Source organism: Klebsiella sp. K5-306, assembly GCF_051835185.1.
Classification (GTDB): Bacteria; Pseudomonadota; Gammaproteobacteria; order Enterobacterales; family Enterobacteriaceae; genus Klebsiella; species Klebsiella oxytoca.
Window position 1 is genome coordinate 126,033 of record NZ_JAIFJY010000004.1, and the last position, 22,526, is coordinate 148,558.

General features: G+C 55.4%; 17 protein-coding genes. 14 read left to right on the forward strand and 3 right to left on the reverse strand.

Translation table 11 applies throughout. The features are described from left to right. Window positions 1-396 precede the first annotated feature (396 nt). Together ppnN and queF are read right to left on the reverse strand one after the other, a co-directional pair. Entirely contained in the window at window positions 397-1,764 is a 1,368-nt protein-coding gene (gene ppnN, locus K2184_RS08240; RefSeq protein ID WP_004105045.1) for a nucleotide 5'-monophosphate nucleosidase PpnN, read from the reverse strand. 111 nt (window positions 1,765-1,875) lie between these two features. Then, a complete protein-coding gene (gene queF, locus K2184_RS08245; RefSeq protein ID WP_004114939.1) occupies window positions 1,876-2,721 on the reverse strand; it encodes an NADPH-dependent 7-cyano-7-deazaguanine reductase QueF in 846 nt (281 codons plus the stop codon). A 69-nt stretch (window positions 2,722-2,790) separates the two neighbouring features. On the opposite strand from queF, the gene syd reads away from it, so the two are divergent. The 8 genes from syd (at window position 2,791) to K2184_RS08285 (ending at window position 11,382) form a co-directional block, all read left to right on the forward strand. Beyond that, window positions 2,791-3,336: a SecY-interacting protein gene (syd, locus tag K2184_RS08250; RefSeq protein WP_004114937.1), complete on the forward strand. Its 546-nt coding sequence runs from the start codon at window positions 2,791-2,793 to the stop codon at window positions 3,334-3,336. Between the two features lie 631 nt (window positions 3,337-3,967). Next, a complete protein-coding gene (locus tag K2184_RS08255; RefSeq protein ID WP_004114935.1) occupies window positions 3,968-4,297 on the forward strand; it encodes a YqcC family protein in 330 nt (109 codons plus the stop codon). Beyond that, window positions 4,297-5,091, forward strand: coding sequence for a tRNA pseudouridine(65) synthase TruC (truC, locus tag K2184_RS08260; protein ID WP_004105035.1), 795 nt, complete (start codon window positions 4,297-4,299; stop codon window positions 5,089-5,091). Before K2184_RS08255 ends, truC begins: the two co-directional genes overlap by 1 nt. 2 nt (window positions 5,092-5,093) lie before the next feature. Beyond that, window positions 5,094-5,537 (forward strand): flavodoxin, encoded by a 444-nt coding sequence (locus K2184_RS08265; RefSeq protein ID WP_004105033.1) that lies wholly within the window; start codon window positions 5,094-5,096, stop codon window positions 5,535-5,537. A 578-nt stretch (window positions 5,538-6,115) separates the two neighbouring features. Continuing rightward, complete coding sequence (gene gudP / locus K2184_RS08270) at window positions 6,116-7,474, forward strand: galactarate/glucarate/glycerate transporter GudP (protein ID WP_004105031.1); 1,359 nt, start codon at window positions 6,116-6,118, stop codon at window positions 7,472-7,474. Continuing rightward, a complete protein-coding gene (locus tag K2184_RS08275) occupies window positions 7,471-8,811 on the forward strand; it encodes an enolase C-terminal domain-like protein (RefSeq protein ID WP_004105029.1) in 1,341 nt (446 codons plus the stop codon). The genes gudP and K2184_RS08275 overlap by 4 nt, the downstream gene beginning before the upstream one ends. Window positions 8,812-8,830: 19 nt before the next feature. Further along, the gene (gene gudD, locus K2184_RS08280) at window positions 8,831-10,171 is read left to right on the forward strand and encodes a glucarate dehydratase (RefSeq protein WP_023329991.1); all 1,341 of its coding nucleotides are present in this window, start codon (window positions 8,831-8,833) and stop codon (window positions 10,169-10,171) included. A 71-nt stretch (window positions 10,172-10,242) separates the two neighbouring features. Beyond that, window positions 10,243-11,382, forward strand: coding sequence for a glycerate kinase (locus K2184_RS08285; RefSeq protein ID WP_016807598.1), 1,140 nt, complete (start codon window positions 10,243-10,245; stop codon window positions 11,380-11,382). Window positions 11,383-11,422: 40 nt separating this feature from the next. On the opposite strand, the gene barA is transcribed toward K2184_RS08285, so the two are convergent. Then, on the reverse strand, window positions 11,423-14,176 hold the full coding sequence (barA, locus tag K2184_RS08290; protein WP_004105019.1) for a two-component sensor histidine kinase BarA: 2,754 nt from the start codon (window positions 14,174-14,176) through the stop codon (window positions 11,423-11,425). A gap of 124 nt (window positions 14,177-14,300) precedes the next feature. Between barA and rlmD the strand changes: the two genes are divergently transcribed. The 6 genes from rlmD (at window position 14,301) to eno (ending at window position 22,483) form a co-directional block, all read left to right on the forward strand. Beyond that, entirely contained in the window at window positions 14,301-15,644 is a 1,344-nt protein-coding gene (rlmD, locus tag K2184_RS08295) for a 23S rRNA (uracil(1939)-C(5))-methyltransferase RlmD (RefSeq protein ID WP_064370259.1), read from the forward strand. A gap of 97 nt (window positions 15,645-15,741) precedes the next feature. After that, on the forward strand, window positions 15,742-17,979 hold the full coding sequence (gene relA / locus K2184_RS08300) for a GTP diphosphokinase (RefSeq protein ID WP_004105015.1): 2,238 nt from the start codon (window positions 15,742-15,744) through the stop codon (window positions 17,977-17,979). 98 nt (window positions 17,980-18,077) lie between these two features. After that, window positions 18,078-18,410 carry a hypothetical protein gene (locus K2184_RS08305; protein WP_004105013.1) on the forward strand — a complete coding sequence of 111 codons (333 nt, stop codon included), beginning with the start codon at window positions 18,078-18,080 and terminating at the stop codon, window positions 18,408-18,410. A gap of 28 nt (window positions 18,411-18,438) precedes the next feature. Next, window positions 18,439-19,239 carry a nucleoside triphosphate pyrophosphohydrolase gene (gene mazG / locus K2184_RS08310; RefSeq protein ID WP_004114917.1) on the forward strand — a complete coding sequence of 267 codons (801 nt, stop codon included), beginning with the start codon at window positions 18,439-18,441 and terminating at the stop codon, window positions 19,237-19,239. Between the two features lie 227 nt (window positions 19,240-19,466). Beyond that, complete coding sequence (pyrG, locus tag K2184_RS08315; RefSeq protein WP_004105009.1) at window positions 19,467-21,104, forward strand: glutamine hydrolyzing CTP synthase; 1,638 nt, start codon at window positions 19,467-19,469, stop codon at window positions 21,102-21,104. Between the two features lie 80 nt (window positions 21,105-21,184). Beyond that, window positions 21,185-22,483, forward strand: a complete 1,299-nt coding sequence (gene eno / locus K2184_RS08320) for a phosphopyruvate hydratase (protein ID WP_004105008.1) — start codon at window positions 21,185-21,187, stop codon at window positions 22,481-22,483. The last annotated feature ends 43 nt before the right edge of the window (window positions 22,484-22,526 follow it).

Below are 22,526 nucleotides of genomic sequence, written 5' to 3' on the forward strand. Positions count from 1 at the left end.
GCGATCCCAAATGCAATAATCCACTTTTAATGTGCGTATTTTTAGTCCAACAGCCTGTTTCTGGTGATCAGCCAGAGAATTGTGGCGCGGAGGCTATCATTTTCAGCATATGAGATAATAGTGGTGTGACGTAATAACGAGGTTTTTACTGTAAAAATGCGATGTTATCGACGTTTTTACGTTAAAAGGCGTTTTTCCTGGTGATATTTATTGCTGTATTTGGAAACGCAAACGATTGGCTTTGTAAAAATGCATCTGGAAAATTCACAAAGTAAATGAATCATTTGGAAATAATACGCGCTGAGTGATGAGCGAGGCAGCAGTACTGTGGCCTGGCGAGGAAGCGTTGCCCGGGCAGAGCGCGAACCGCTGCCCGGGAGAAGAACAGTAGAGAACTCAGGAACAGATTTCGTAGCAGGGGATATAGGCGGTGCCGCCCGGCAGCTTCATACGATGCTGAGCGACGAAGCCCTGCAGCAGATCGTCCATGCGGCGCATCATTGCCGGGTCGCCGTGAATTTTATACGGACCGAATTTTTCGATAGCCTGGATGCCCACCTCTTTGACGTTACCAGCGACGATACCGGAGAAGGCGCGGCGGAGATCCGCTGCCAGCACTTCTACCGGCTGGTCCGGATAGAGTTTGAGATTGGCCATATTCTCATGGGTAGGATCGAACGGCATCTGCAGATCCGGAGCAATGCGCATCGACCAGTTGAAGCTGTAAGCATCGCCGGTCTCGCGACGATTCTCTTTCACCATCGGCATTGCTTTTTTCATCTGGCGGGCTACTTCAGCGGCGTCGTCAACGATAATGCGATAGTGGCGACGGGCGGATTCGCCCAGCGTATGGACGATAAACTCATCCAGCACGCGGAAATAATCGGCGCTCTCTTTTGGCCCGGTAAGAATCAGCGGCAGAACCTGCGACTTGTTCGACGGATGCATCAAAATGCCCAGCAGATAGAGCAGCTCTTCCGCTGTACCTACGCCGCCCGGGAAGATGATAATGCCGTGAGCGATGCGCACGAAGGCTTCCAGACGTTTCTCGATATCCGGCATGATGATCAGCTCGTTGACCAGCGGGTTAGGCGGCTCGGCGGCGATAATGGACGGCTCGGTCATGCCGATAAAGCGGCTGTCTCTGTAGCGCTGCTGCGCGTGGCCGACGGCTGCGCCTTTCATCGGCGCTTCCATGGCGCCCGGCCCGCAGCCGGTACAGATATTCAGCTCACGCAGGCCCAGCTGAGTGCCGACGCGGCGAGCGTAGAGATACTCGTTTTCGTTAATCGAGTGGCCGCCCCAGCAGACAATCATATTTGGCGCTTCGCCGACGTGCAGGGCGCGGGCGTTGCGCAAAATAGAGAACACCAGGTTGGTGATATGCACCGAGCTTTCAAGATCGAGATTCGGGAAGCGGACGGTGTTATGGATCTGGCCGTAGACAAACAGGATATCGCGCAGTACGGCAAACAGGTTGGCCTGCAGGGAACGGATAATACGCCCGTCAACGAAAGCATCTTCCGGCGGGTTAATCAGTTCCAGCTTCACGCCGCGTTCGCGACGCAGCACGTTAATATCGAAGTTTTCAAAACGAGACAGGAGCTCCTTGCTGTTATCGGTCAGGCTCCCCGAGTTGAGCACAGCAAGCGAGCAGTTGCGAAAGAGTTGATACAGGTCACTGCTGGCGGTGCGTTTAAGCATATCCACTTCCAGCTGCGACAGCATATCCATTGAACCAAGCGGGCTAACATGTGTAATCAAGTGAACTCCTTACAGGACGATTATCGTCTTCCTGTGATTACAATAGCCCTGCTGATGGCGTTTTCACAACCTTGCGCGCGGGTTAACGCACGCAAATTGTGAAAATGTTTACTATTGGCGAGCGAGGCGGCCGATGGCCGGAACAAAATCGGTGTTGCTGCGCCACGGGTTGATGTCCAGGCCGCCGCGTCGCGTATAGCGCGCATAAACGGAAAGGGCTTCCGGCTGGCAGAAACGCTGAATATCGCTGAAGATGCGCTCTACGCACTGTTCGTGGAATTCGTTGTGATGGCGGAACGAAACCAGATAGCGCAGCAGCTTTTCGCGATCGATTTTTGCCCCGCGATAGCGGATCTGTACCGAACCCCAGTCGGGCTGGTGGGTAATCAGGCAGTTGGATTTCAGTAAATGGCTGACCAGCGTCTCTTCTACCACTTTGCCGCCAGCGGCATCCTGCAGGTAATCAGCGCTGAACTGATAGTTATCAATTTCAATATCCTGATCGTCAATACAGGTGCCGTGCAGATGCGCCACCGGCTGGCCTTCGAGTTCATCGAGGCGATACAGCGACACCTTGACTTCCCCTTGCGCACAGGCGCTGAGATCGCGCGCCAGCGTCGCCTCGACCTCCTGCCAGTCGGCAAAACGCGTCTGGTTAAAGCTATTGAGATAGAGCTTAAAGCTTTTTGATTCCACCAGATTCACGGTAGTGTCGCTGAGCTCAACGTGGCCCACGGCAACCTGCGGCAGGCCTTTCGCATTCAGCCAGGAGAGTTCATACAGCGTCCAGATATCGGCGCCGTGAAACGGCAGGCTATCGGCGTGCAGGCCCAGCGGATCGCGGTTCAGGCTGCGCGGTACGCCCTGAAGCAGGCTGGCGTCGTAAGTATCGCGGTAATCGGTTGATTTACCGAGCGTCAGGCCGGCGAGCGCCTGGTGGTTATCGTAAGAAGACATGTTTCACCATAGTTAAAGCGGTTACACTATATGCCAAGTGTATCCTGTCTAACGTGAAGAGAGAAACCGGTGGATCAGCAAACCGCAGAAGCGCTACAAGCATTTACCCAACGTTATTGTGAGGCGTGGCAGCAGCAGCGCTCCAGCCTGCCGCGTAGCGAAGAGCTTTACGGCATTCCGTCGCCGTGCATCAGCGCCACGGATGATGATGGCGTTTTCTGGCAGCCACAGCCGTTTTCTTTAGAACAAAACATTAACGCGGTTGAACGGGCGCTGGAGATTGTGGTACAACAACCGCTTCATGCTTATTATACCACTCAGTTTGCCGGCGATATGCAGGCGCGGTTTGCCGGTGAGAGCATGACGCTGCTGCAAACCTGGAGTCCGGACGACTTCCAGCGGGTGCAGGAAAATCTGATTGGCCATCTGCTGGTGCAAAAGCGTTTGAAGCTGTCGCCCACGCTGTTTATCGCCACGCTGGACAGCGAACTGGACGTTATTTCGGTCTGTAATATGAGCGGCGAAGTGATCAAAGAAACGCTCGGGACCCGTAAACGTACGACCCTTTCTCCCTCGCTTGCGAGTTTCCTTAATTCCCTTAAGCCCGTTCTGTAATCTAAAGTTCCTGAGCTTTTGTGAGAGATCTCTTACAAGACCTGTAAGAGATCGTCATCATTTGAGGCGATCCCCTGCAAATACTATTTCAATAAAATCCATTAATTTCAAATGGTTAATGGTTTTATGATTCATCATGAAGACGATAAATCTTAAGATATTGTCTTAACAAGGGTTGTAAGACGGGGCGGAATCAGGGATTCTATACACGTCGACAGGGAGTCGATAAATGAAGTGAACATCAGGATGATGACGCTTCGAGAGGACCCGCCAGGACGGCGTCGCAAGGACAGGCTTCAGGATGAAGCACAGGATAGCGCAGGATTGCGTAAAGGACACCTCCAGGAAGGAGAAAGAGAGCCGGTCAGGATGCCCGGTGGATCAGGAAGATCGGGATAGACTTACGGATGAGTTATTTCACATCGGGGTGGTGTGAAAGCAGGATGCAACAGTTTACGGATGAACATGGTCAGGAGACCTCAGGAAAAGTTTTCAAGGACGAGCAGGGAGCACCAATGTAGCTGGATTGCTGCAAAACGAACCGGGAGCACTGTTTATACAGTGCTCCCTTTTTTTATTTCTCTTCTGAATTTGCTATTCTGCGCCGGTTTTCAACTCATCGAGGTTTCCCATGACTCTTGACCATCGCGTGCGCGAGCGCCTGCTCGCCATTGAAGCGCTGCTGCGCGAAACGGAACACTGGCAGGATAGCGCTCCCGACAGCCGCGCGTTTGCCAGCGAACAGCCGTTTTGCCTCGACACCATGGAGCCGCTTGAATGGCTGCAGTGGGTATTAATACCGCGCATGCATCAGCTTCTGGAAAGCGGCATGCCGCTGCCGCAAAATTTCGCCGTTGCCCCCTACTATGAGATGGCCCTGGATAATGCTCATCCCGTGCGCGAGCGGGTGCTGGCCGAGCTGCTTCTGCTGGATGCGCTGTTTGCCGGCGGCGACGCCTGATGCTGGAGATTTTATATCAGGACCCGTGGCTGGTAGCGGTGAACAAGCCTTCGGGCTGGCTGGTGCATCGTAGCTGGCTGGATCGTGATGAAAAAGTGGTGGTGATGCAGACCGTGCGCGACCAGATAGGCCAGCACGTGTTCACCGCTCACCGCCTCGACAGGCCGACTTCCGGCGTGCTGCTAATGGGACTGTCGAGCGAAGCGGGAAGACTGTTGTCGCAGCAGTTCGAGCAGCATCAAATGCAGAAACGCTATCATGCGATAGCCCGCGGCTGGTTGAGCGAAGAAGCGGAGCTTGATTATCCTCTGGTTGAGGAGCTGGATAAAATTGCCGATAAGTTCGCCCGCGAAAATAAAGATCCGCAGCCGGCGGTCACCCATTATCGCGGCCTGGCGACGATAGAAATGCCGGTGGCGACCGGACGTTATCCTACCACCCGCTATAGCCTGGTGGAGCTGGAACCGAAAACCGGACGTAAGCACCAGCTGCGCCGTCATCTTGCCCATCTTCGCCATCCGATTATCGGCGACAGTAAACACGGCGATCTGCGGCAGAATCGCAGCGCGGCCGAACACTTTGGCTGCGATCGGCTAATGCTTCATGCCAGCCAGCTATCGTTAACGCATCCTTTTACCGGTGAACCGCTGGTTATTCGCGCTGGCCTTGACGACGTCTGGATGCGCGCGCTGTCGCAGTTTGGCTGGCGCGGCCTTCTCCCGTTAAATGAAAGGGTTGAGTTTGCCGACGACTGCGGTCAGGATGAAGAGATACAGGTCACTTCAGGGAGATAGTCATGGCAGAAGTCGGAATTTTTGTCGGTACGATGTATGGAAATTCGCTCCTGGTCGCCGAAGAGGCGCAGGCTATTTTGAGCGGACTGGGGCATCAGGCGAAAGTCTTTGAAGATCCCGAAGTCAAAGACTGGGAGTCGTATACCGGAAAATATGCGCTGGTGGTGACATCGACCACCGGGCAGGGCGATTTACCGGACAGCATTGTGCCTTTATACGAAGGCATCAAAGATATGTATCAGCCGCATTTGCGCTATGGAATTATTGCCCTGGGCGATAGCACCTACGCTAACTTCTGCGGCGGCGGTTTGAAGTTTGATGCGTTATTGCAGGAACAGGGCGGCACGCGCGTTGGCGATATGCTGACGATCGATGCCAGCGAAGATCCGGAACCTGAGAGCGTTGCTAACCCATGGGTAGCGCAGTGGGCGTCGCTGCTTGATTAACAACTTTATCCCATCAGGGCTATTTTGTTTGCCATTTTGCCCTCGGGCGGTGCTCAGACTGTTTGGCTAATACCCTGTCGGCACAGCTTCTAAAAGTTTCGCCCTCTCCCTACACTAGAGGGCGCCCCTTTCTTTACTGATGTTAAATGCCAGTGGCCAGATAAACGGCCAAAATCATCGTAGCAATTCTTCAGGCGCACGGCTTCGGGCATTTGCCTTAAAACCTGTGTAATGCCATGGTCTTTACCGGGCTATTTCACGGGGTCAAGAGAGTTGATTCACACTCCTGTCTTTTGCACCGCGCTTTGCGTCTATGAACGGGCGCGGCTTTTCATTTCCGTGAACCATCCCCCATCTCATTAGGCATAAGCCATAAATCAGATTTACTCAGGCGGCGAAAGCTGTGTATTTGCACGGTGAGCCCGTCAGCCCCTCTTTTTATACTTTTCCTGCCAGTTAAAAATGCAGTGCCAGATATAACGAAAATTATGAAAAACACTAACACGTCATTCTGAGTACCCTACAGGTTGTGCTGTTCAGAATGAACGTAGCTAACGCTATGATTCAGGAGTGCAACAATGAGTTCATTAAGTCAGGCGGCAGGCGGCGCTGAAAAGCGCACCAATGCTCGCTACTGGATAGTGGTGATGTTGTTTATCGTCACATCCTTCAACTACGGCGACCGCGCCACCTTATCCATTGCCGGTTCGGAGATGGCCAAAGATATTGGTCTTGATGCCGTTGGCATGGGCTACGTCTTTTCCGCGTTCTCCTGGGCCTACGTGATCGGCCAGATCCCGGGCGGCTGGCTGCTTGACCGCTTCGGTTCTAAACGCGTCTACTTCTGGTCCATTTTTATCTGGTCCATGTTTACTCTGCTGCAGGGTTTCGTCGATATCTTTAGCGGCTTCGGCATTATCGTCGCGCTGTTCACCCTGCGTTTTCTTGTCGGCCTGGCCGAAGCGCCTTCCTTCCCCGGCAACAGCCGGATCGTCGCGGCGTGGTTCCCGGCGCAGGAGAGGGGCACGGCGGTGGCTATCTTTAACTCCGCGCAATATTTTGCCACCGTTATTTTTGCGCCGATCATGGGTTGGCTGACGCATGAGGTGGGCTGGTCGCACGTATTCTTCTTTATGGGCGGTCTCGGCATTATCATCAGCTTTGTCTGGCTGAAGGTGATTCATGAACCTAACCAGCATCCGGGTGTAAACCAGAAAGAGCTCGATTACATCGCCGCAGGCGGCGCGCTGATCAATATGGATCAGGCGGCGGCCAAAGCTAAGGTGCCGTTTAGCGTAAAATGGGGGCAAATCAAGCAGTTGCTGGGTTCTCGCATGATGATTGGCGTCTATATCGGCCAGTACTGCATTAACGCTTTGACCTATTTCTTTATCACCTGGTTCCCGGTTTATCTGGTGCAGGCGCGCGGCATGTCGATCCTGAAGGCCGGTTTTGTCGCGTCGGTTCCGGCGATCTGCGGTTTCGCGGGCGGGGTTCTCGGCGGGATTATTTCCGACTGGCTGATGCGTCGTACCGGCTCGCTGAACATCGCACGTAAAACGCCTATCGTCATGGGGATGCTGCTGTCGATGGTGATGGTGTTCTGTAACTACGTCAACGTGGAGTGGATGATTATCGGCTTCATGGCGCTGGCCTTCTTCGGTAAAGGCATCGGTGCGCTGGGCTGGGCGGTCATGGCGGATACGGCGCCGAAAGAGATCAGCGGCCTGAGCGGCGGTCTGTTCAACATGTTCGGCAATATCTCCGGTATCGTGACGCCCATTGCTATCGGCTACATCGTTGGCACCACCGGTTCGTTTAACGGCGCGCTGATTTATGTGGGCGTTCATGCGCTGGTGGCGGTGCTGAGCTATCTGGTACTGGTGGGCGATATTAAACGTATCGAACTGAAACCTGTCGCAGGAAAATCATCATGACAACGCAATCGAGCCCTATTATCACCGATATGAAGGTTATCCCGGTGGCCGGGCAGGACAGTATGCTGCTTAACATCGGCGGCGCGCACAATGCGTACTTTACCCGCAATATTGTGGTGCTGACCGATAACGCCGGCAATACCGGGGTCGGCGAAGCACCGGGCGGCGAAGTGATTTATCAGACGCTGGTGGATGCCATCCCGACGGTATTAGGCCAGGAAGTCGCCCGCCTGAACAAAGTGGTTCAGCAGGTGCATAAAGGCAACCAGGCCGCGGACTTTGATACTTTTGGTAAAGGCGCCTGGACATTCGAACTGCGGGTGAACGCGGTGGCGGCGCTGGAGGCTGCGCTGCTGGATCTGCTGGGCAAGGCGCTCAACGTGCCGGTTTGCGAGCTGCTGGGGCCGGGCAAGCAGCGCGATGAGGTGACCGTGCTGGGCTATCTGTTCTACGTGGGCGATCGCACCAAAACCGATCTGCCCTATCTGGAAAGCACGCCGGGCAACCATGAGTGGTATCGTCTACGCCATCAGGAAGCGCTGAACAGCGAGGCGGTGGTGCGCCTGGCGGAGGCCTCACAGGACCGCTACGGCTTTAAAGATTTTAAACTGAAAGGTGGCGTGCTGCCCGGCGAGCAGGAGATCGAAACCGCCCGCGCGTTGAAAAAGCGTTTTCCCGATGCGCGCATTACGGTTGATCCCAACGGCGCCTGGCTGCTGGATGAAGCCATCGCCCTGTGTAAAGGGCTGAACGAGGTGCTGACCTACGCGGAAGACCCCTGCGGCGCCGAACAGGGCTTCTCTGGCCGTGAAGTGATGGCGGAGTTTCGCCGCGCCACCGGTCTGCCGGTGGCAACCAATATGATCGCCACTAACTGGCGCGAAATGGGCCACGCGGTGATGCTGAATGCCGTGGATATTCCGCTGGCCGATCCGCACTTCTGGACCCTTTCCGGCGCGGTGCGCGTGGCGCAGCTGTGCGATGACTGGGGTCTGACCTGGGGCTGCCATTCCAATAACCACTTTGATATTTCACTGGCCATGTTCACCCACGTCGGCGCAGCGGCGCCGGGTAACCCCACGGCCATCGATACCCACTGGATTTGGCAGGAGGGAGATTGCCGCCTGACCAAAAATCCGCTGGAGATTAAGCACGGAAAAATTGCTGTTCCGGACGCGCCTGGACTCGGCGTCGAGCTGGACTGGGAGCAGGTGCAGAAAGCGCATGAGGCGTATAAAAAGCTGCCCGGCGGCGCGCGTAATGACGCAGGCCCAATGCAGTATCTGATCCCCGGATGGACTTTTGACCGTAAACGCCCCGTTTTCGGCCGTCACTGATTTGAATAAGGACTAAATTATGAGCGCACAATTTTCGACCCCCGTTGTTTCTTCTATGCAGGTCATTCCGGTCGCGGGTCACGACAGCATGCTGATGAACCTGAGCGGCGCGCACGCCCCGTTCTTCACGCGTAATATCGTGGTAATCAAAGATAATTCCGGCCATACCGGCGTCGGCGAAATTCCCGGCGGAGAGAAAATCCGCAAGACCCTTGAGGACGCGATCCCGCTGGTGGTCGGTAAAACGCTGGGTGAATATAAAAACGTGCTGACCGCCGTACGCAATACTTTCGCCGATCGGGATGCCGGCGGACGCGGTTTGCAGACCTTCGATCTGCGTACCACAATTCACGTAGTGACCGGGATCGAAGCGGCGATGCTTGACCTGCTGGGCCAGCATCTGGGCGTGAACGTGGCGTCTCTGCTGGGCGATGGACAGCAGCGCAGCGAAGTGGAAATGCTGGGCTATCTGTTCTTCGTCGGCAATCGTAAAGCTACACCGCTGCCTTATCAGAGCCAGCCGGATGACCCGTGCGACTGGTATCGCCTGCGTCATGATGAGGCGATGACCCCGGATGCGGTGGTGCGTCTGGCGGAAGCCGCATATGAGAAATATGGTTTTAACGATTTTAAACTGAAAGGCGGCGTACTGGCCGGGGAAGAGGAAGCGGAGTCTATCGTCGCGCTGGCTAAGCGCTTCCCGCAGGCGCGCGTGACCCTCGATCCGAACGGCGCGTGGTCGCTGGATGAAGCGATCAAAATTGGTAAATACCTGAAAGGATCTCTGGCCTATGCGGAAGATCCGTGCGGCGCCGAGCAGGGCTTCTCGGGGCGTGAAGTGATGGCGGAGTTCCGCCGCGCCACCGGTCTGCCGACGGCGACCAATATGATCGCGACCGACTGGCGTCAGATGGGCCACACGCTGTCGCTGCAGTCCGTGGATATTCCGCTGGCGGATCCGCACTTCTGGACCATGCAGGGCTCCGTCCGCGTGGCGCAGATGTGCCACGAGTTCGGCCTGACCTGGGGCTCGCACTCTAACAACCACTTTGATATCTCGCTGGCGATGTTTACCCACGTGGCGGCAGCCGCGCCGGGTAAAATTACCGCTATTGATACGCACTGGATCTGGCAGGAAGGCAACCAGCGCCTGACCAAAGAACCGTTTGAAATTAAAGGTGGGATGGTACAGGTACCGACGAAACCGGGGCTGGGCGTGGAGCTCGATATGGATCAGGTGATGAAAGCCCATGAGCTGTATCAGAAACACGGTCTGGGCGCGCGCGATGATGCGATGGGAATGCAGTATTTGATCCCGAACTGGACGTTTGATAACAAGCGTCCGTGCATGGTGCGCTAAGGAGATGCCGGTCCCTTCGGGGGCCGGTTTCCTGCACGGCGTCGGGTAATCGTTCATTTTAAGGACAGCATATGAAGATAGTGATCGCACCGGATTCATACAAGGAGAGCCTGAGTGCGCTGGATGTTGCAACCGCGATAGAGCAAGGTTTTCGGGAAGTTTATTCCGATGCGGAGTACGTCAAACTGCCGGTCGCCGACGGTGGCGAAGGAACCGTTGAAGCCATGGTTGCCGCGACCCAAGGGTGCCGGATAGCGGTCACCGTCACCGGTCCGCTCGGCGAGCCCGTAGAGGCTTTTTTTGGTCTTTCGGGCGATAAGCAGTGCGCGTTTATTGAAATGGCGGCGGCAAGCGGTCTGGAGAGCGTGCCGCCGGCGCGACGTAACCCTCTTCTGACGACTTCATGGGGTACCGGCGAGCTGATTCGCCATGCGCTGGACGCGGGCGTCAGGCAAATTATTATCGGCATCGGCGGCAGCGCGACTAACGATGGCGGCGCCGGGATGGTGCAGGCGCTGGGGGCGAAACTGCTGACCCGGGATAACCAGCAGATTGGCGCCGGCGGACAAGCGCTGGAGAGCCTCGCGCGCATCGACGTGAGCGAGTTAGATAAGCGCCTCGCCGGATGCCGCATTGACGTCGCTTGCGATGTCACCAATCCGCTGACGGGCCCGCAGGGCGCGACGGCAGTATTTGGCCCGCAGAAAGGGGCGACGGCGGAGATGATCGCCAGCCTCGATAAGGCGCTGGCCCATTTTGCTGAGATTATCCATCGCGACTTAGAGCTTGATGTGTTGCATCTTGAAGGCGGCGGCGCGGCGGGCGGCATGGGCGCGGGCCTGTATGCCTTTTGCGGGGCTAAGCTGCGGCCGGGCATTGAGATCGTGACCGACGCTTTGCATCTTGCCGATATCGTGGCGGATGCGGATCTGGTGATCACCGGCGAAGGGCGCATCGACAGCCAGACGATTCACGGCAAAGTGCCGGTTGGCGTGGCGCGGGTGGCAAAACGCTATAATCTGCCGGTTATCGCGATTGCCGGGAGCCTGACGGCGGACGTCGGCGTAGTCCATGAGCACGGGCTGGATGCGGTATTCAGCGTTATTTATTCCATTTGCACCCTGGATGAGGCGCTGGAAAATGCCGCCGAAAATGTGCGCATGACGGCGAGAAACGTCGCCGCTGTGCTGAAAATGGGCCAGGTATTATAGATTCTCCCCCGGTCGCAGTGCGCGAGCCGGGGCAGGCGTTTTAGATTCCCTGTAGCTTACAGGCTTCCCGCGCGACGTTGTCCATTTCATCCAGCAGTTCCAGAAGCTCCGGCTCCAGCTCCTCGGCGGCGGTGCCCGCGCGCAGCTGGCTCTCGAGAGTGTGGCAGAGTTTCTTCAGGCGCGGCACGCCGCTGTAGCTACAGCTGCCGTGCAGCTTATGAATGAGATCCAGCAGGCCTTCCGGCTGCTCTCCCACCAGCTGTTCTTCCACCTTGTTACGCACTTCCGGCATAAAAGCGAGCAGCATCTGCAGCATTTCCCGCGCCAGATCCGGTTTCATCGCCGCCTGGCGTAGCGCCAGCTGCCAGTCGAGGGTGATGTCATGGTTAACCGGTAGGTCAACCGGCTCCGCCGCGGCCTGCGGCGCAGCGGCCTGTCCCGGCTGGTAGCGCAGCAGCAGATTGTAGAGCTTATCTTCCTCAATGGGCTTCGCCAGATAGTCGTTCATCCCCGCGCTGAGCAATTTCTCTCGCTGCCCTTCCAGAGCATGGGCCGTCACGGCGATCACCGGTGTTTGCTGTTGATGAGGGAGCTGATGGATCAATTCGCAGGCGCGGATGCCGTCCATTTCCGGCATTTGAATATCCATCAGAATCAGATCCTGCTGCATTTCTCTGGCTCGTTCAACGGCGTTCTGGCCGCTGTCGCAGAGGATGACATGCTGGACTAAATCTTCAAGCAGAGCGCCGATGAGCTTAAGATTCGCCGGATTGTCATCGACGGCCATTACCGTCATGGGCAGCTTTGTACTACCGGAGCGCGGCAGCAGGAGCGTCGGCTGGGTCTGGCAGGTGGCCGTCAGCGCCGGAAGCAAGCGCGTTGAGGTCAGGGGCTTAAGCAGACAGGCTGCGATACCGTCGTGTTTAAGCGTTTCGGCGCTCACCTGGGCGTGGCACGGTAGCGCCAGCAGCAGATGATCGGCAAGCTTACGGGCTCTGGCCAGCTTATCGCGATGCTGGTTCAGATCGCGTATCGACACCGGAATGCCCGCCAGCAGGATATCGTAATGGGCATCCGGTAGGGCAGTCATCGTCGGACTGTAGACCACCTCCAGCGGCGTTGTCGCCAGCAGCTCCATGGTGCACTGCGCCGCCGCTGCGTTAGCCTCAATGTAGGCCAGCTTTTTACCCGCCAGACATTGGGTCGGTACGCTGTCGGGTACCGCGTTAGGGTTGAGATCGAGGCTGATATGGAACCAGAACGTCGAGCCGCGATTAGGCTGGCTATGGAAGGAAATATCGCCGCCCATCTCTTTTACCAGCCGCTGGGTGATAACCAGCCCCAGCCCGGTTCCGCCGTGGCGACGGGAAATACTGGCGTCTGCCTGGCGGAAAGCCTGAAACAGACGCGACTGGTCGCGCTCGGGAATACCGATGCCGGTATCGTGGATCTGAACTTCGATTTGCACTCTTGAATTGCTGATAGCGCGCTGTTCCACCAGCACGTCAATGTTGCCATGTTCGGTGAACTTAATGGCGTTGCCCATCAGGTTAGTAATAATTTGCTGCAGGCGCAGCGGGTCGCCAATCACGTTATCCGGCACATCGTTTTTGATGTTCAGGGTCAATTCCAGCCCCTTATCGTGCGCCGAATGCGCCAACAGCGTGACCACCTCGTCGAGCGAATTTCGCAGCAGGAACGGAATGCTCTCCAGAATGAGCTTCCCGGCTTCGAGCTTAGAGAAGTCCAGAACATCATTAATGATGGCCAGCAGATTGTTCGCTGAACGCTCAATAGTGGTCAGATGATCGCGCTGGGTGGTATTTAAATCGGTTTTCAGCGTCAGGCGGGTAAAGCCAATGACGCCGTTAAGCGGAGTGCGCAGCTCGTGGGACATATTGGCGAGGAATTCGGATTTGATTCGCGCCGCTTCCTGCGCGCGTTTTTTCGCCAGGTCCAGCTCAACGTTCTGGATTTCCATCTGTTCAAGCGTTTCACGCAGGTCGGAGGTGGCCTGATCGACGTTATGCTGCATCTCTTCATGATACGCCGCCAACGACATCGCCATGGAGTTGATCCCGTTTTTCAGCATATCCAGTTCGCCGAGCATAAAACCTTCCACGCGGCTATCAAGCTGGCCCCGGCGGATGCGGTCAACGGTATTCACCATGTTGCGAATCGGCCCGGTCACGTCGCGCATCAGTCGCCAGCCGAAGATCAGCGCGATGCCGATGCAGAACAGCATCATCACGCTGGAGATGAAGATCTCTTTGTACTGCTGCAGCCGCACCGATTTGAGATCCAGCTCCAGCGCCACGTAGCCCAGCATATTGTCCGGCATCTTGGCATCGCTTCCCGGTGATTCATCCGGTGAATAGCTTTCTGAAATAATTGGGGTGCGCAAAATCATCAAATCGCCGTGACGAATCACGCTTAAACGGCGGGGAAAAGGCGCCCCTTTTGGTAGCTGAAGTTCGCCGGGATCGAGCTGAAAGTTGGAGGTGACAAACAGCCTGTTGTGCGAGTCATAGATGGAAATGGCGCGCACAATATCGGAATGGCGGCGATGCAGCACGCTGATCAGCTGCCCGATTGACTCGCGGTTTTGCAAATTCATGCCATATTCACTGGAGACCGCCAGCGGTTCGATGATACTGGCTCCGGCATCTTCCAGCTGGCGCTGTAGGTCGTTATAGCGGTGTGCGACGAAGAATATACTGAGCAGCAGACCGATCAAAACGGTTGGCGCCAGAATAAGAATCATCATGCGGGCACGAAGGCTGTAGTTGGTCATGCGGTTCCATTATGGGAGAATATATACATCATCCTTACAGGCTGCTGAGGCATTGGTTACGCTGGCTCACCCTGAAAGAACTCGTGTATAGAGTCAGTATATTTAATTGAGACAAATCTCTACGATGGCGCAATTCTACTCTGCAAAACGGCGTGTGACGACGCGCCAGATCATAACCGTTACAGTAAATGACCTTGATCCCTTTGGGCAGGGCGTTGCGCGTCACCAGGGGAAGGCGCTGTTTGTTAGCGGTTTATTACCGCAAGAGCAGGCCGAAGTGGTCCTGGTCGAGGATAAAAAACAGTATGCCCGCGCGCAGGTTAAACGCCGTCTTAGCGACAGCCCGCAGCGGCAGGCGCCGCGCTGTCCGCATTTTGGTATCTGCGGCGGATGTCAGCAGCAGCACGCCAGCGTTGAGCTGCAGCAGCAGAGCAAACGCGCCGCCCTCGCGCGGTTAATGAAGCGCGAGGTTGATGACATTATAGCCGCTTCGCCGTGGGGCTATCGCCGCCGGGCGCGTCTGAGCTTGAATTATCAGCCAAAGACCCAACAATTACAGATAGGCTTCCGGAAGGCCAACTCCAGCGAAATTGTTGATGTGGTGCAGTGCCCTGTTTTGGTGCCCACTCTTGGTGCGCTACTGCCCGCGGTACGAGAATGTCTCAGCGGATTGCAATCGCTGCGTCAGCTTGGCCACGTGGAGCTGGTGCAGGCTGACAACGGCCCGCTGATGGTTTTACGCCATACCGCGGCCCTTCCGCCTGCAGATAAAGAAAAGCTGGAACGTTTTTCGCAATCTCACGGTCTTTCACTGTATCTCGCCCCGCAAAGCGAGATACTGGAACAGATTCGCGGGGAAGCGCCCTGGTATACGTCCGACGGTCTACGCTTAGTGTTCAGTCCGCGCGACTTTATTCAGGTCAACGACGGCGTAAACCAGCTCATGGTGCATACGGCGCTGGAATGGCTGGATATCCAGCCTCAGGATCGCGTGCTGGATCTCTTTTGCGGCATGGGCAACTTTACCCTGCCGCTGGCAAAGCGCGCGGCGCAGGTCGTGGGGGTTGAAGGTGTTCCGGCGCTGGTGGCGAAGGGGCAAGAAAACGCAGCGCTGAACGCGTTGCATAATGTGACGTTCTTTCATGAAAATCTTGAAGAGGACGTCACCCGCCAGGCGTGGGCGAAGCACGGTTTTGATAAAGTTCTGCTCGACCCGGCGCGCGCCGGTGCGGCGGGCGTTATGTTACATATAATTAAATTAGCGCCGCGTCGGGTGGTGTATGTTTCTTGTAATCCGGCGACTCTGGCGCGCGATAGCGACGTTTTATTGCAGGCGGGATATACCATTCAACGCCTGGCGATGCTGGATATGTTCCCGCATACCGGTCATCTGGAATCAATGGTGTTGTTTGAGCACAAGAATCATTCAAATCGCAGTGCAGCGGCATCCACAGGCGCAGGCGACTGAGATAAAAGACGAACGCCAAGGTTGATGCGGTTTGAAGGATGAAGTGTAAAAGTTGAGGCTTGCCGACTTCGGCAGGCGGTCCCTTAAGGAGAGGACAATGGTTGCGGTAAGAAGTGCACATTTAAATAAAGCTGGTGAATTTGACCCGAAGAAATGGATCGCGAGTCTGGGAATTTCCAGCCAGCAGTCGTGTGAACGCTTAGCCGAAACCTGGGATTATTGTCGAGAGAAAACGCAGGGACACCCGCAGGCCGATCTCCTGCTATGGCGCGGCGTGGAGATGGTAGAAATTCTCTCCATGCTCAGTATGGACATCGATACGCTGCGAGCGGCGATGCTATTCCCGCTGGCGGATGGCAACGTCGTCAGCGAAGAAATCATGCAGGAGAGCGTCGGGAAATCCGTCGTCACCCTGATCCACGGCGTGCGGGATATGGCCGCGATACGTCAGCTTAAAGCCACCCATACGGATTCGGTCTCCTCTGAACAGGTGGACAACATTCGCCGCATGCTGCTGGCGATGGTTGATGACTTCCGCTGCGTGGTGATTAAAATCGCCGAGCGTATTGCCCATCTGCGTGAAGTGAAAGATGCGCCGGAAGATGAGCGCGTGCTGGCGGCGAAAGAGTGCACCAATATTTACGCGCCGCTGGCCAACCGTCTGGGGATCGGCCAGCTTAAGTGGGAGCTTGAAGATTACTGCTTCCGCTATCTGCACCCGGCGGAATATAAACGCATCGCTAAGCTGTTGCACGAGCGGCGCATCGATCGTGAACATTACATTGACGAGTTCGTCAGCCACTTACGCACGGAAATGAAAACCGAGGGCGTCAAGGCTGAGGTTTACGGTCGTCCTAAGCATATCTATAGCATCTGGCGCAAAATGCAGAAAAAACATCTCGCTTTCGACGAGCTGTTTGACGTGCGGGCGGTGCGGATTGTCGCCGAGCGCCTGCAGGACTGCTATGCCGCGCTGGGGATAGTGCATACTCACTACCGCCATCTGCCGGATGAGTTTGATGATTACGTCGCCAACCCTAAGCCCAATGGCTACCAGTCCATTCATACCGTCGTGCTTGGTCCCGGCGGCAAGACGATCGAAATTCAGATCCGTACCCGCCAGATGCATGAAGATGCCGAGCTGGGCGTGGCTGCGCACTGGAAGTACAAAGAGGGCGCCAGCGCGGGGGCCAGCGGCGGACGCGGCTATGAAGATCGCATTGCATGGCTGCGTAAACTGATCGCCTGGCAGGAAGAGATGGCCGATTCCGGCGAGATGCTGGATGAAGTGCGTAGCCAGGTCTTTGACGACCGGGTTTATGTCTTTACGCCGAAGGGTGACGTAGTGGATTTACCTTCGGGTTCGACTCCGCTCGATTTTGCCTACCATATTCACAGCGATGTCGGTCACCGCTGCATCGGGGCGAAAATCAGCGGACGTATTGTGCCGTTCACCTATCAGCTGCAGATGGGCGACCAGATTGAAATCATCACTCAAAAACAGCCTAACCCAAGCCGTGACTGGCTGAATCCGAACCTTGGCTACGTCACTACCAGCCGCGGGCGTTCCAAAATTCATGCCTGGTTCCGCAAGCAGGATCGCGACAAGAATATTCTTGCCGGACGGCAGATCCTCGATGATGAGCTGGAGCATCTGGGCATCAGCCTGAAGGATGCGGAAAAGTATCTGCTGCCGCGCTACAACTTTAATGAGCAGGACGAACTGCTGGCGGCGATTGGCGGCGGCGATATTCGCCTCAACCAGATGGTTAATTTCCTGCAGGCGCAGTTTAATAAGCCCAGCGCGGCGGAGCAGGATGCGGCGGCACTTAAGCAGCTGCAGCAGAAAACCTATACTCCGCAGAATCGCAGCAAAGACAATGGTCGCGTGGTGGTGGAAGGCGTCGGCAATCTGATGCACCACATTGCGCGCTGCTGCCAGCCGATCCCCGGCGACGAGATTGTGGGCTTTATCACCCAGGGCCGAGGGATCTCGGTGCACCGGGCGGATTGCGATCAGCTCGCGGAGCTACAGTCTCATGCTCCGGAGCGCATCGTTGACGCAGTGTGGGGAGAGAGCTACTCGGCGGGCTACTCGCTGGTGGTGCGGGTCCAGGCCAACGATCGTAGCGGCCTGCTGCGCGATATCACTACTATTCTCGCCAATGAGAAGGTCAACGTGCTGGGCGTTGCCAGCCGCAGCGATACGAAGCAGCAGATGGCAACCATCGATATGACCATTGAGATCTACAACCTGCAGGTTCTGGGCCGGGTACTTGGCAAGCTGAATCAGGTTCCGGACGTCATCGACGCCCGTCGCCTGCACGGCGGTTAAAAGGAAAACGGTAAAAACGCAGCTCAGCTAACAGCTGCGTTTTTACCCTGATAGCCATGGAGCTCCCCGACGGGTGCTGGCTTACTGGATAGGCTTCAATGGATTTGAGCTTAAGTTTCTTTATTCTTTATCTCCTCTCATCCCTCACGCTGATCGCTGTGCAAATCTGGCTGTTTTTTATCGTTTATTCGCCAGACGGATCCTTGAGTTCACACCTGATATGCCGCGCTGCAAATGCCCTTGCCATGTTTGTGCAGCTTTGCGTGACGGTGAAAGGGGAGTTTCCTTTTAACATGCTTTCGTCGCAAATCCGCTATATTGACGACCCGGTGCGCATGCTGGCGTTGGTATTTATCGTGCTGCACGGCATAGTTTATGTTTTTGTAATACGCGGCGGCTTGCCAAAACCGAAACGCGAATGGCGTGACTGAAATGATGAAAAGTGCAGGATCAATAACTATGAAGGCAAATAATGAGATGGAACGGCTGCTCGGCATTATGCAGCGGCTACGCGATCCGGAAAACGGCTGTCCGTGGGACAAAGAGCAGACGTTTGCCACCATCGCTCCCTATACGCTTGAAGAAACCTATGAAGTGCTCGACGCCATCTCCCGCGAAGATTTTGACGATTTGCGCGGCGAGTTGGGCGATCTGCTGTTCCAGGTCGTCTTCTACGCTCAAATGGCGCAGGAAGAGGGGCGCTTTGATTTCAGCGATATCTGCGCCGCTATCAGCGACAAGCTTGAGCGCCGCCACCCGCATATTTTCGGCGATGCCTCCGCCGGTAGCAGCAGCGAAGCGCTGGCCCGCTGGGAGCAGATCAAAAGCGCTGAGCGAGCGGAAAAGTCCCAGCACTCCGCGCTGGACGATATTCCGCATAGCCTTCCGGCGTTGATGCGCGCGCATAAAATCCAAAAACGCTGCTCGGCGGTGGGTTTTGACTGGACCTCTCTCGGACCGGTGCTGGATAAAGTTCATGAAGAACTAGATGAAGTGATGCATGAAGCGCAGCAGGCCGTGGTGGATGAAGCTAAACTGGAGGAGGAAGTTGGCGACCTGCTGTTTGCAACGGTCAATTTATCCCGCCATTTAGGCGTCAAAGCCGAGGTTGCGTTGCAAAAAGCCAATCTCAAATTTGAACGTCGCTTCCGTGAAGTTGAGCGGATTGTCGCCGCGCGCGGCCTGGAAATGACCGGCGTCGACCTCGATACTATGGAGCAGGTGTGGCAGGAAGTAAAACGCCAGGAAACTGATCTCTAAAGAGTTTTCGTGATCAAGCGCTATTTGTGTGATTTTTTAAATAACAAGCGCTTGATTTACGTCAAAAACATTTCGCCAAAAGCGGCTATTTTCTCACTCCCCGCGTTTGTGTGGGCCTGATGAAAAGGAGGGATAATGAAAGTTTGTGGCGTCAGTCATGATCGGGTATACTGCTTTCCCGTCCTGGTTATTCCATCGTCTTTTAAACCTAACTTCTCAGGTTCAGCATGACAACGAACTATATTTTTGTGACCGGCGGGGTCGTATCCTCTCTGGGTAAAGGCATTGCCGCAGCTTCCCTCGCAGCCATTCTTGAAGCCCGTGGGCTTAACGTGACCATGATGAAACTGGATCCGTACATCAACGTCGATCCGGGTACCATGAGCCCAATCCAACACGGGGAAGTGTTCGTTACCGAAGACGGCGCTGAAACCGATCTGGACTTAGGTCACTACGAGCGCTTCATTCGCACCAAGATGACTCGTCGCAACAACTTCACCACCGGCCGTATCTACTCTGATGTCCTGCGCAAAGAGCGTCGTGGCGACTATCTGGGCGCGACCGTGCAGGTGATCCCGCACATCACCAACGCGATTAAAGAGCGCGTGCTGGCGGGCGGCGAAGGTCATGATGTGGTGCTGGTTGAAATCGGCGGTACCGTAGGCGATATCGAGTCGCTGCCGTTCCTTGAAGCGATTCGGCAGCTGGCGGTGGATATCGGTCGTGAAAACGCCCTGTTTATGCATTTGACCCTGGTGCCATACATGGCCGCCGCGGGCGAAGTCAAAACCAAACCGACCCAGCACTCCGTAAAAGAGCTGCTCTCCATCGGTATTCAGCCAGACATTCTGGTTTGCCGCTCCGATCGCGCCATTCCGGCGAACGAACGCGCCAAAATTGCTTTGTTCTGCAATGTGCCAGAAAAAGCCGTTATTTCGATGAAAGACGTCGATTCCATTTATAAAATTCCGGGCCTGTTGAAATCTCAGGGGCTGGACGATTATATTTGTAAACGATTCAGCTTAAACTGTCCGGAAGCGAACCTGGCCGAATGGGAACAGGTTATCTACGAAGAAGCGAACCCGGCAGGCGAAGTCACTATCGGTATGGTCGGCAAGTACATTGAACTGCCGGATGCCTATAAATCAGTGATTGAAGCGCTGAAACACGGCGGTCTGAAAAATCGCGTTACCGTCAACATCAAGCTGATTGATTCGCAGGATGTGGAAACGCGCGGCGTCGAAATTCTGAAGAATTTAGACGCTATCCTGATTCCTGGCGGCTTCGGCTATCGCGGCGTCGAAGGTAAGATCGCTACCGCGCGCTATGCGCGTGAAAACAACATTCCATATCTGGGTATTTGCCTGGGTATGCAGGTTGCGCTGATTGAGTTTGCGCGCAACGTAGCGGGGATGGAAAACGCCAACTCAACGGAATTTGTGCCAGACTGTAAGTACCCGGTCGTGGCCCTGATTACCGAATGGCGTGATGAAGACGGTAATGTCGAAGTTCGCTCTGATAAGAGCGATCTCGGCGGCACGATGCGCCTCGGCGCACAGCAGTGCCAGCTGGCTGAAGATAGCCTGGTGCGCCAGCTGTATGGCGAACCAACCATTACTGAACGCCATCGTCACCGCTACGAAGTCAACAACATGCTGTTGAAGCCGATTGAAAATGCGGGCCTGCGCATTGCGGGCCGTTCCGGGGATGATCAGTTGGTCGAGATCATCGAGGTGCCTAACCATCCGTGGTTCGTCGCCTGTCAGTTCCATCCGGAGTTTACTTCGACGCCGCGTGATGGTCACCCGCTGTTTGCCGGCTTTGTGAAAGCCGCTGGCGAGTACCAGAAGCGTCAGGCGAAGTAAAAGAGTTAGAACGGCAATGCACCCATCCGGGTGCATTGTTTGTCTGGAGTTTTAGTTTAACTTGTACTGAGGAAAACCTAATGTCCAAAATCGTTAAAGTCATCGGTCGTGAAATCATCGACTCCCGTGGTAACCCGACTGTTGAAGCCGAAGTACACCTGGAAGGTGGTTTCGTCGGTATGGCAGCTGCTCCGTCAGGTGCTTCTACTGGCTCCCGCGAAGCGCTGGAACTGCGCGATGGCGACAAGTCCCGTTTCATGGGTAAAGGCGTACTGAAAGCTGTTGCTGCGGTAAACGGCCCGATCGCTCAGGCAATCCTGGGCAAAGATGCCAAAGATCAGGCTGGCATCGACAAAATCATGATCGACCTGGACGGTACTGAAAACAAATCTAACTTCGGTGCGAACGCTATCCTGGCCGTCTCTCTGGCTAACGCCAAAGCTGCCGCTGCTTCTAAAGGTCAGCCGCTGTACGAGCACATCGCTGAGCTGAACGGCACTCCGGGCAAATACTCCATGCCGGTTCCGATGATGAACATCATCAACGGCGGCGAGCACGCTGACAACAACGTCGACATCCAGGAATTTATGATTCAGCCGGTAGGCGCTAAATCCCTGAAAGAAGCCGTACGTATGGGTTCTGAAGTGTTCCACAACCTGGCTAAAGTTCTGAAAGCTAAAGGCATGAACACTGCTGTTGGTGACGAAGGTGGCTACGCGCCGAACCTGGGTTCCAACGCTGAAGCGCTGGCTGTTATCGCTGAAGCCGTTAAAGCCGCTGGCTACGAGCTGGGCAAAGACATCACTCTGGCGATGGACTGCGCGGCTTCTGAATTCTACAAAGACGGTAAATACGTTCTGGCCGGCGAAGGCAACAAAGCGTTCACTTCCGAAGAGTTCACTCACTTCCTGGAAGAGCTGACCAAACAGTACCCGATCGTTTCTATCGAAGACGGTCTGGACGAATCTGATTGGGACGGTTTCGCATACCAGACTAAAGTACTGGGCGACAAAATCCAGCTGGTTGGTGACGATCTGTTCGTAACCAACACCAAGATCCTGAAAGAAGGTATCGAGAAAGGCATCGTTAACTCCATCCTGATCAAATTCAACCAGATCGGTTCTCTGACCGAAACTCTGGCTGCGATCAAAATGGCGAAAGACGCTGGCTACACTGCCGTTATCTCTCACCGTTCTGGCGAAACTGAAGACGCTACCATTGCTGACCTGGCTGTTGGTACCGCTGCAGGCCAGATCAAAACTGGTTCTATGAGCCGTTCTGACCGCGTTGCTAAATACAACCAGCTGATTCGTATCGAAGAAGCGCTGGGTGAAAAAGCGCCGTACAACGGTCGTAAAGAGATCAAAGGTCAGGCATAAGCCTGTCTTAATCTGATATGAAAAAGCCAGCCTACGGGCTGGC

Bases quoted from the DNA above. Each gene is read 5' to 3' on its own strand.
- queF (WP_004114939.1), bottom strand. From the start codon at position 2,721: ATGTCTTCTTACGATAACCACCAGGCGCTCGCCGGCCTGACGCTCGGT.
- K2184_RS08255 (WP_004114935.1), top strand. From the start codon at position 3,968: ATGACTCTTGACCATCGCGTGCGCGAGCGCCTGCTCGCCATTGAAGCG.
- truC (WP_004105035.1), top strand. From the start codon at position 4,297: ATGCTGGAGATTTTATATCAGGACCCGTGGCTGGTAGCGGTGAACAAG.
- K2184_RS08265 (WP_004105033.1), top strand. From the start codon at position 5,094: ATGGCAGAAGTCGGAATTTTTGTCGGTACGATGTATGGAAATTCGCTC.
- gudP (WP_004105031.1), top strand. From the start codon at position 6,116: ATGAGTTCATTAAGTCAGGCGGCAGGCGGCGCTGAAAAGCGCACCAAT.
- K2184_RS08275 (WP_004105029.1), top strand. From the start codon at position 7,471: ATGACAACGCAATCGAGCCCTATTATCACCGATATGAAGGTTATCCCG.
- gudD (WP_023329991.1), top strand. From the start codon at position 8,831: ATGAGCGCACAATTTTCGACCCCCGTTGTTTCTTCTATGCAGGTCATT.
- K2184_RS08285 (WP_016807598.1), top strand. From the start codon at position 10,243: ATGAAGATAGTGATCGCACCGGATTCATACAAGGAGAGCCTGAGTGCG.
- barA (WP_004105019.1), bottom strand. From the start codon at position 14,176: ATGACCAACTACAGCCTTCGTGCCCGCATGATGATTCTTATTCTGGCG.
- rlmD (WP_064370259.1), top strand. From the start codon at position 14,301: ATGGCGCAATTCTACTCTGCAAAACGGCGTGTGACGACGCGCCAGATC.
- relA (WP_004105015.1), top strand. From the start codon at position 15,742: ATGGTTGCGGTAAGAAGTGCACATTTAAATAAAGCTGGTGAATTTGAC.
- K2184_RS08305 (WP_004105013.1), top strand. From the start codon at position 18,078: ATGGATTTGAGCTTAAGTTTCTTTATTCTTTATCTCCTCTCATCCCTC.
- mazG (WP_004114917.1), top strand. From the start codon at position 18,439: ATGAAGGCAAATAATGAGATGGAACGGCTGCTCGGCATTATGCAGCGG.
- pyrG (WP_004105009.1), top strand. From the start codon at position 19,467: ATGACAACGAACTATATTTTTGTGACCGGCGGGGTCGTATCCTCTCTG.
- eno (WP_004105008.1), top strand. From the start codon at position 21,185: ATGTCCAAAATCGTTAAAGTCATCGGTCGTGAAATCATCGACTCCCGT.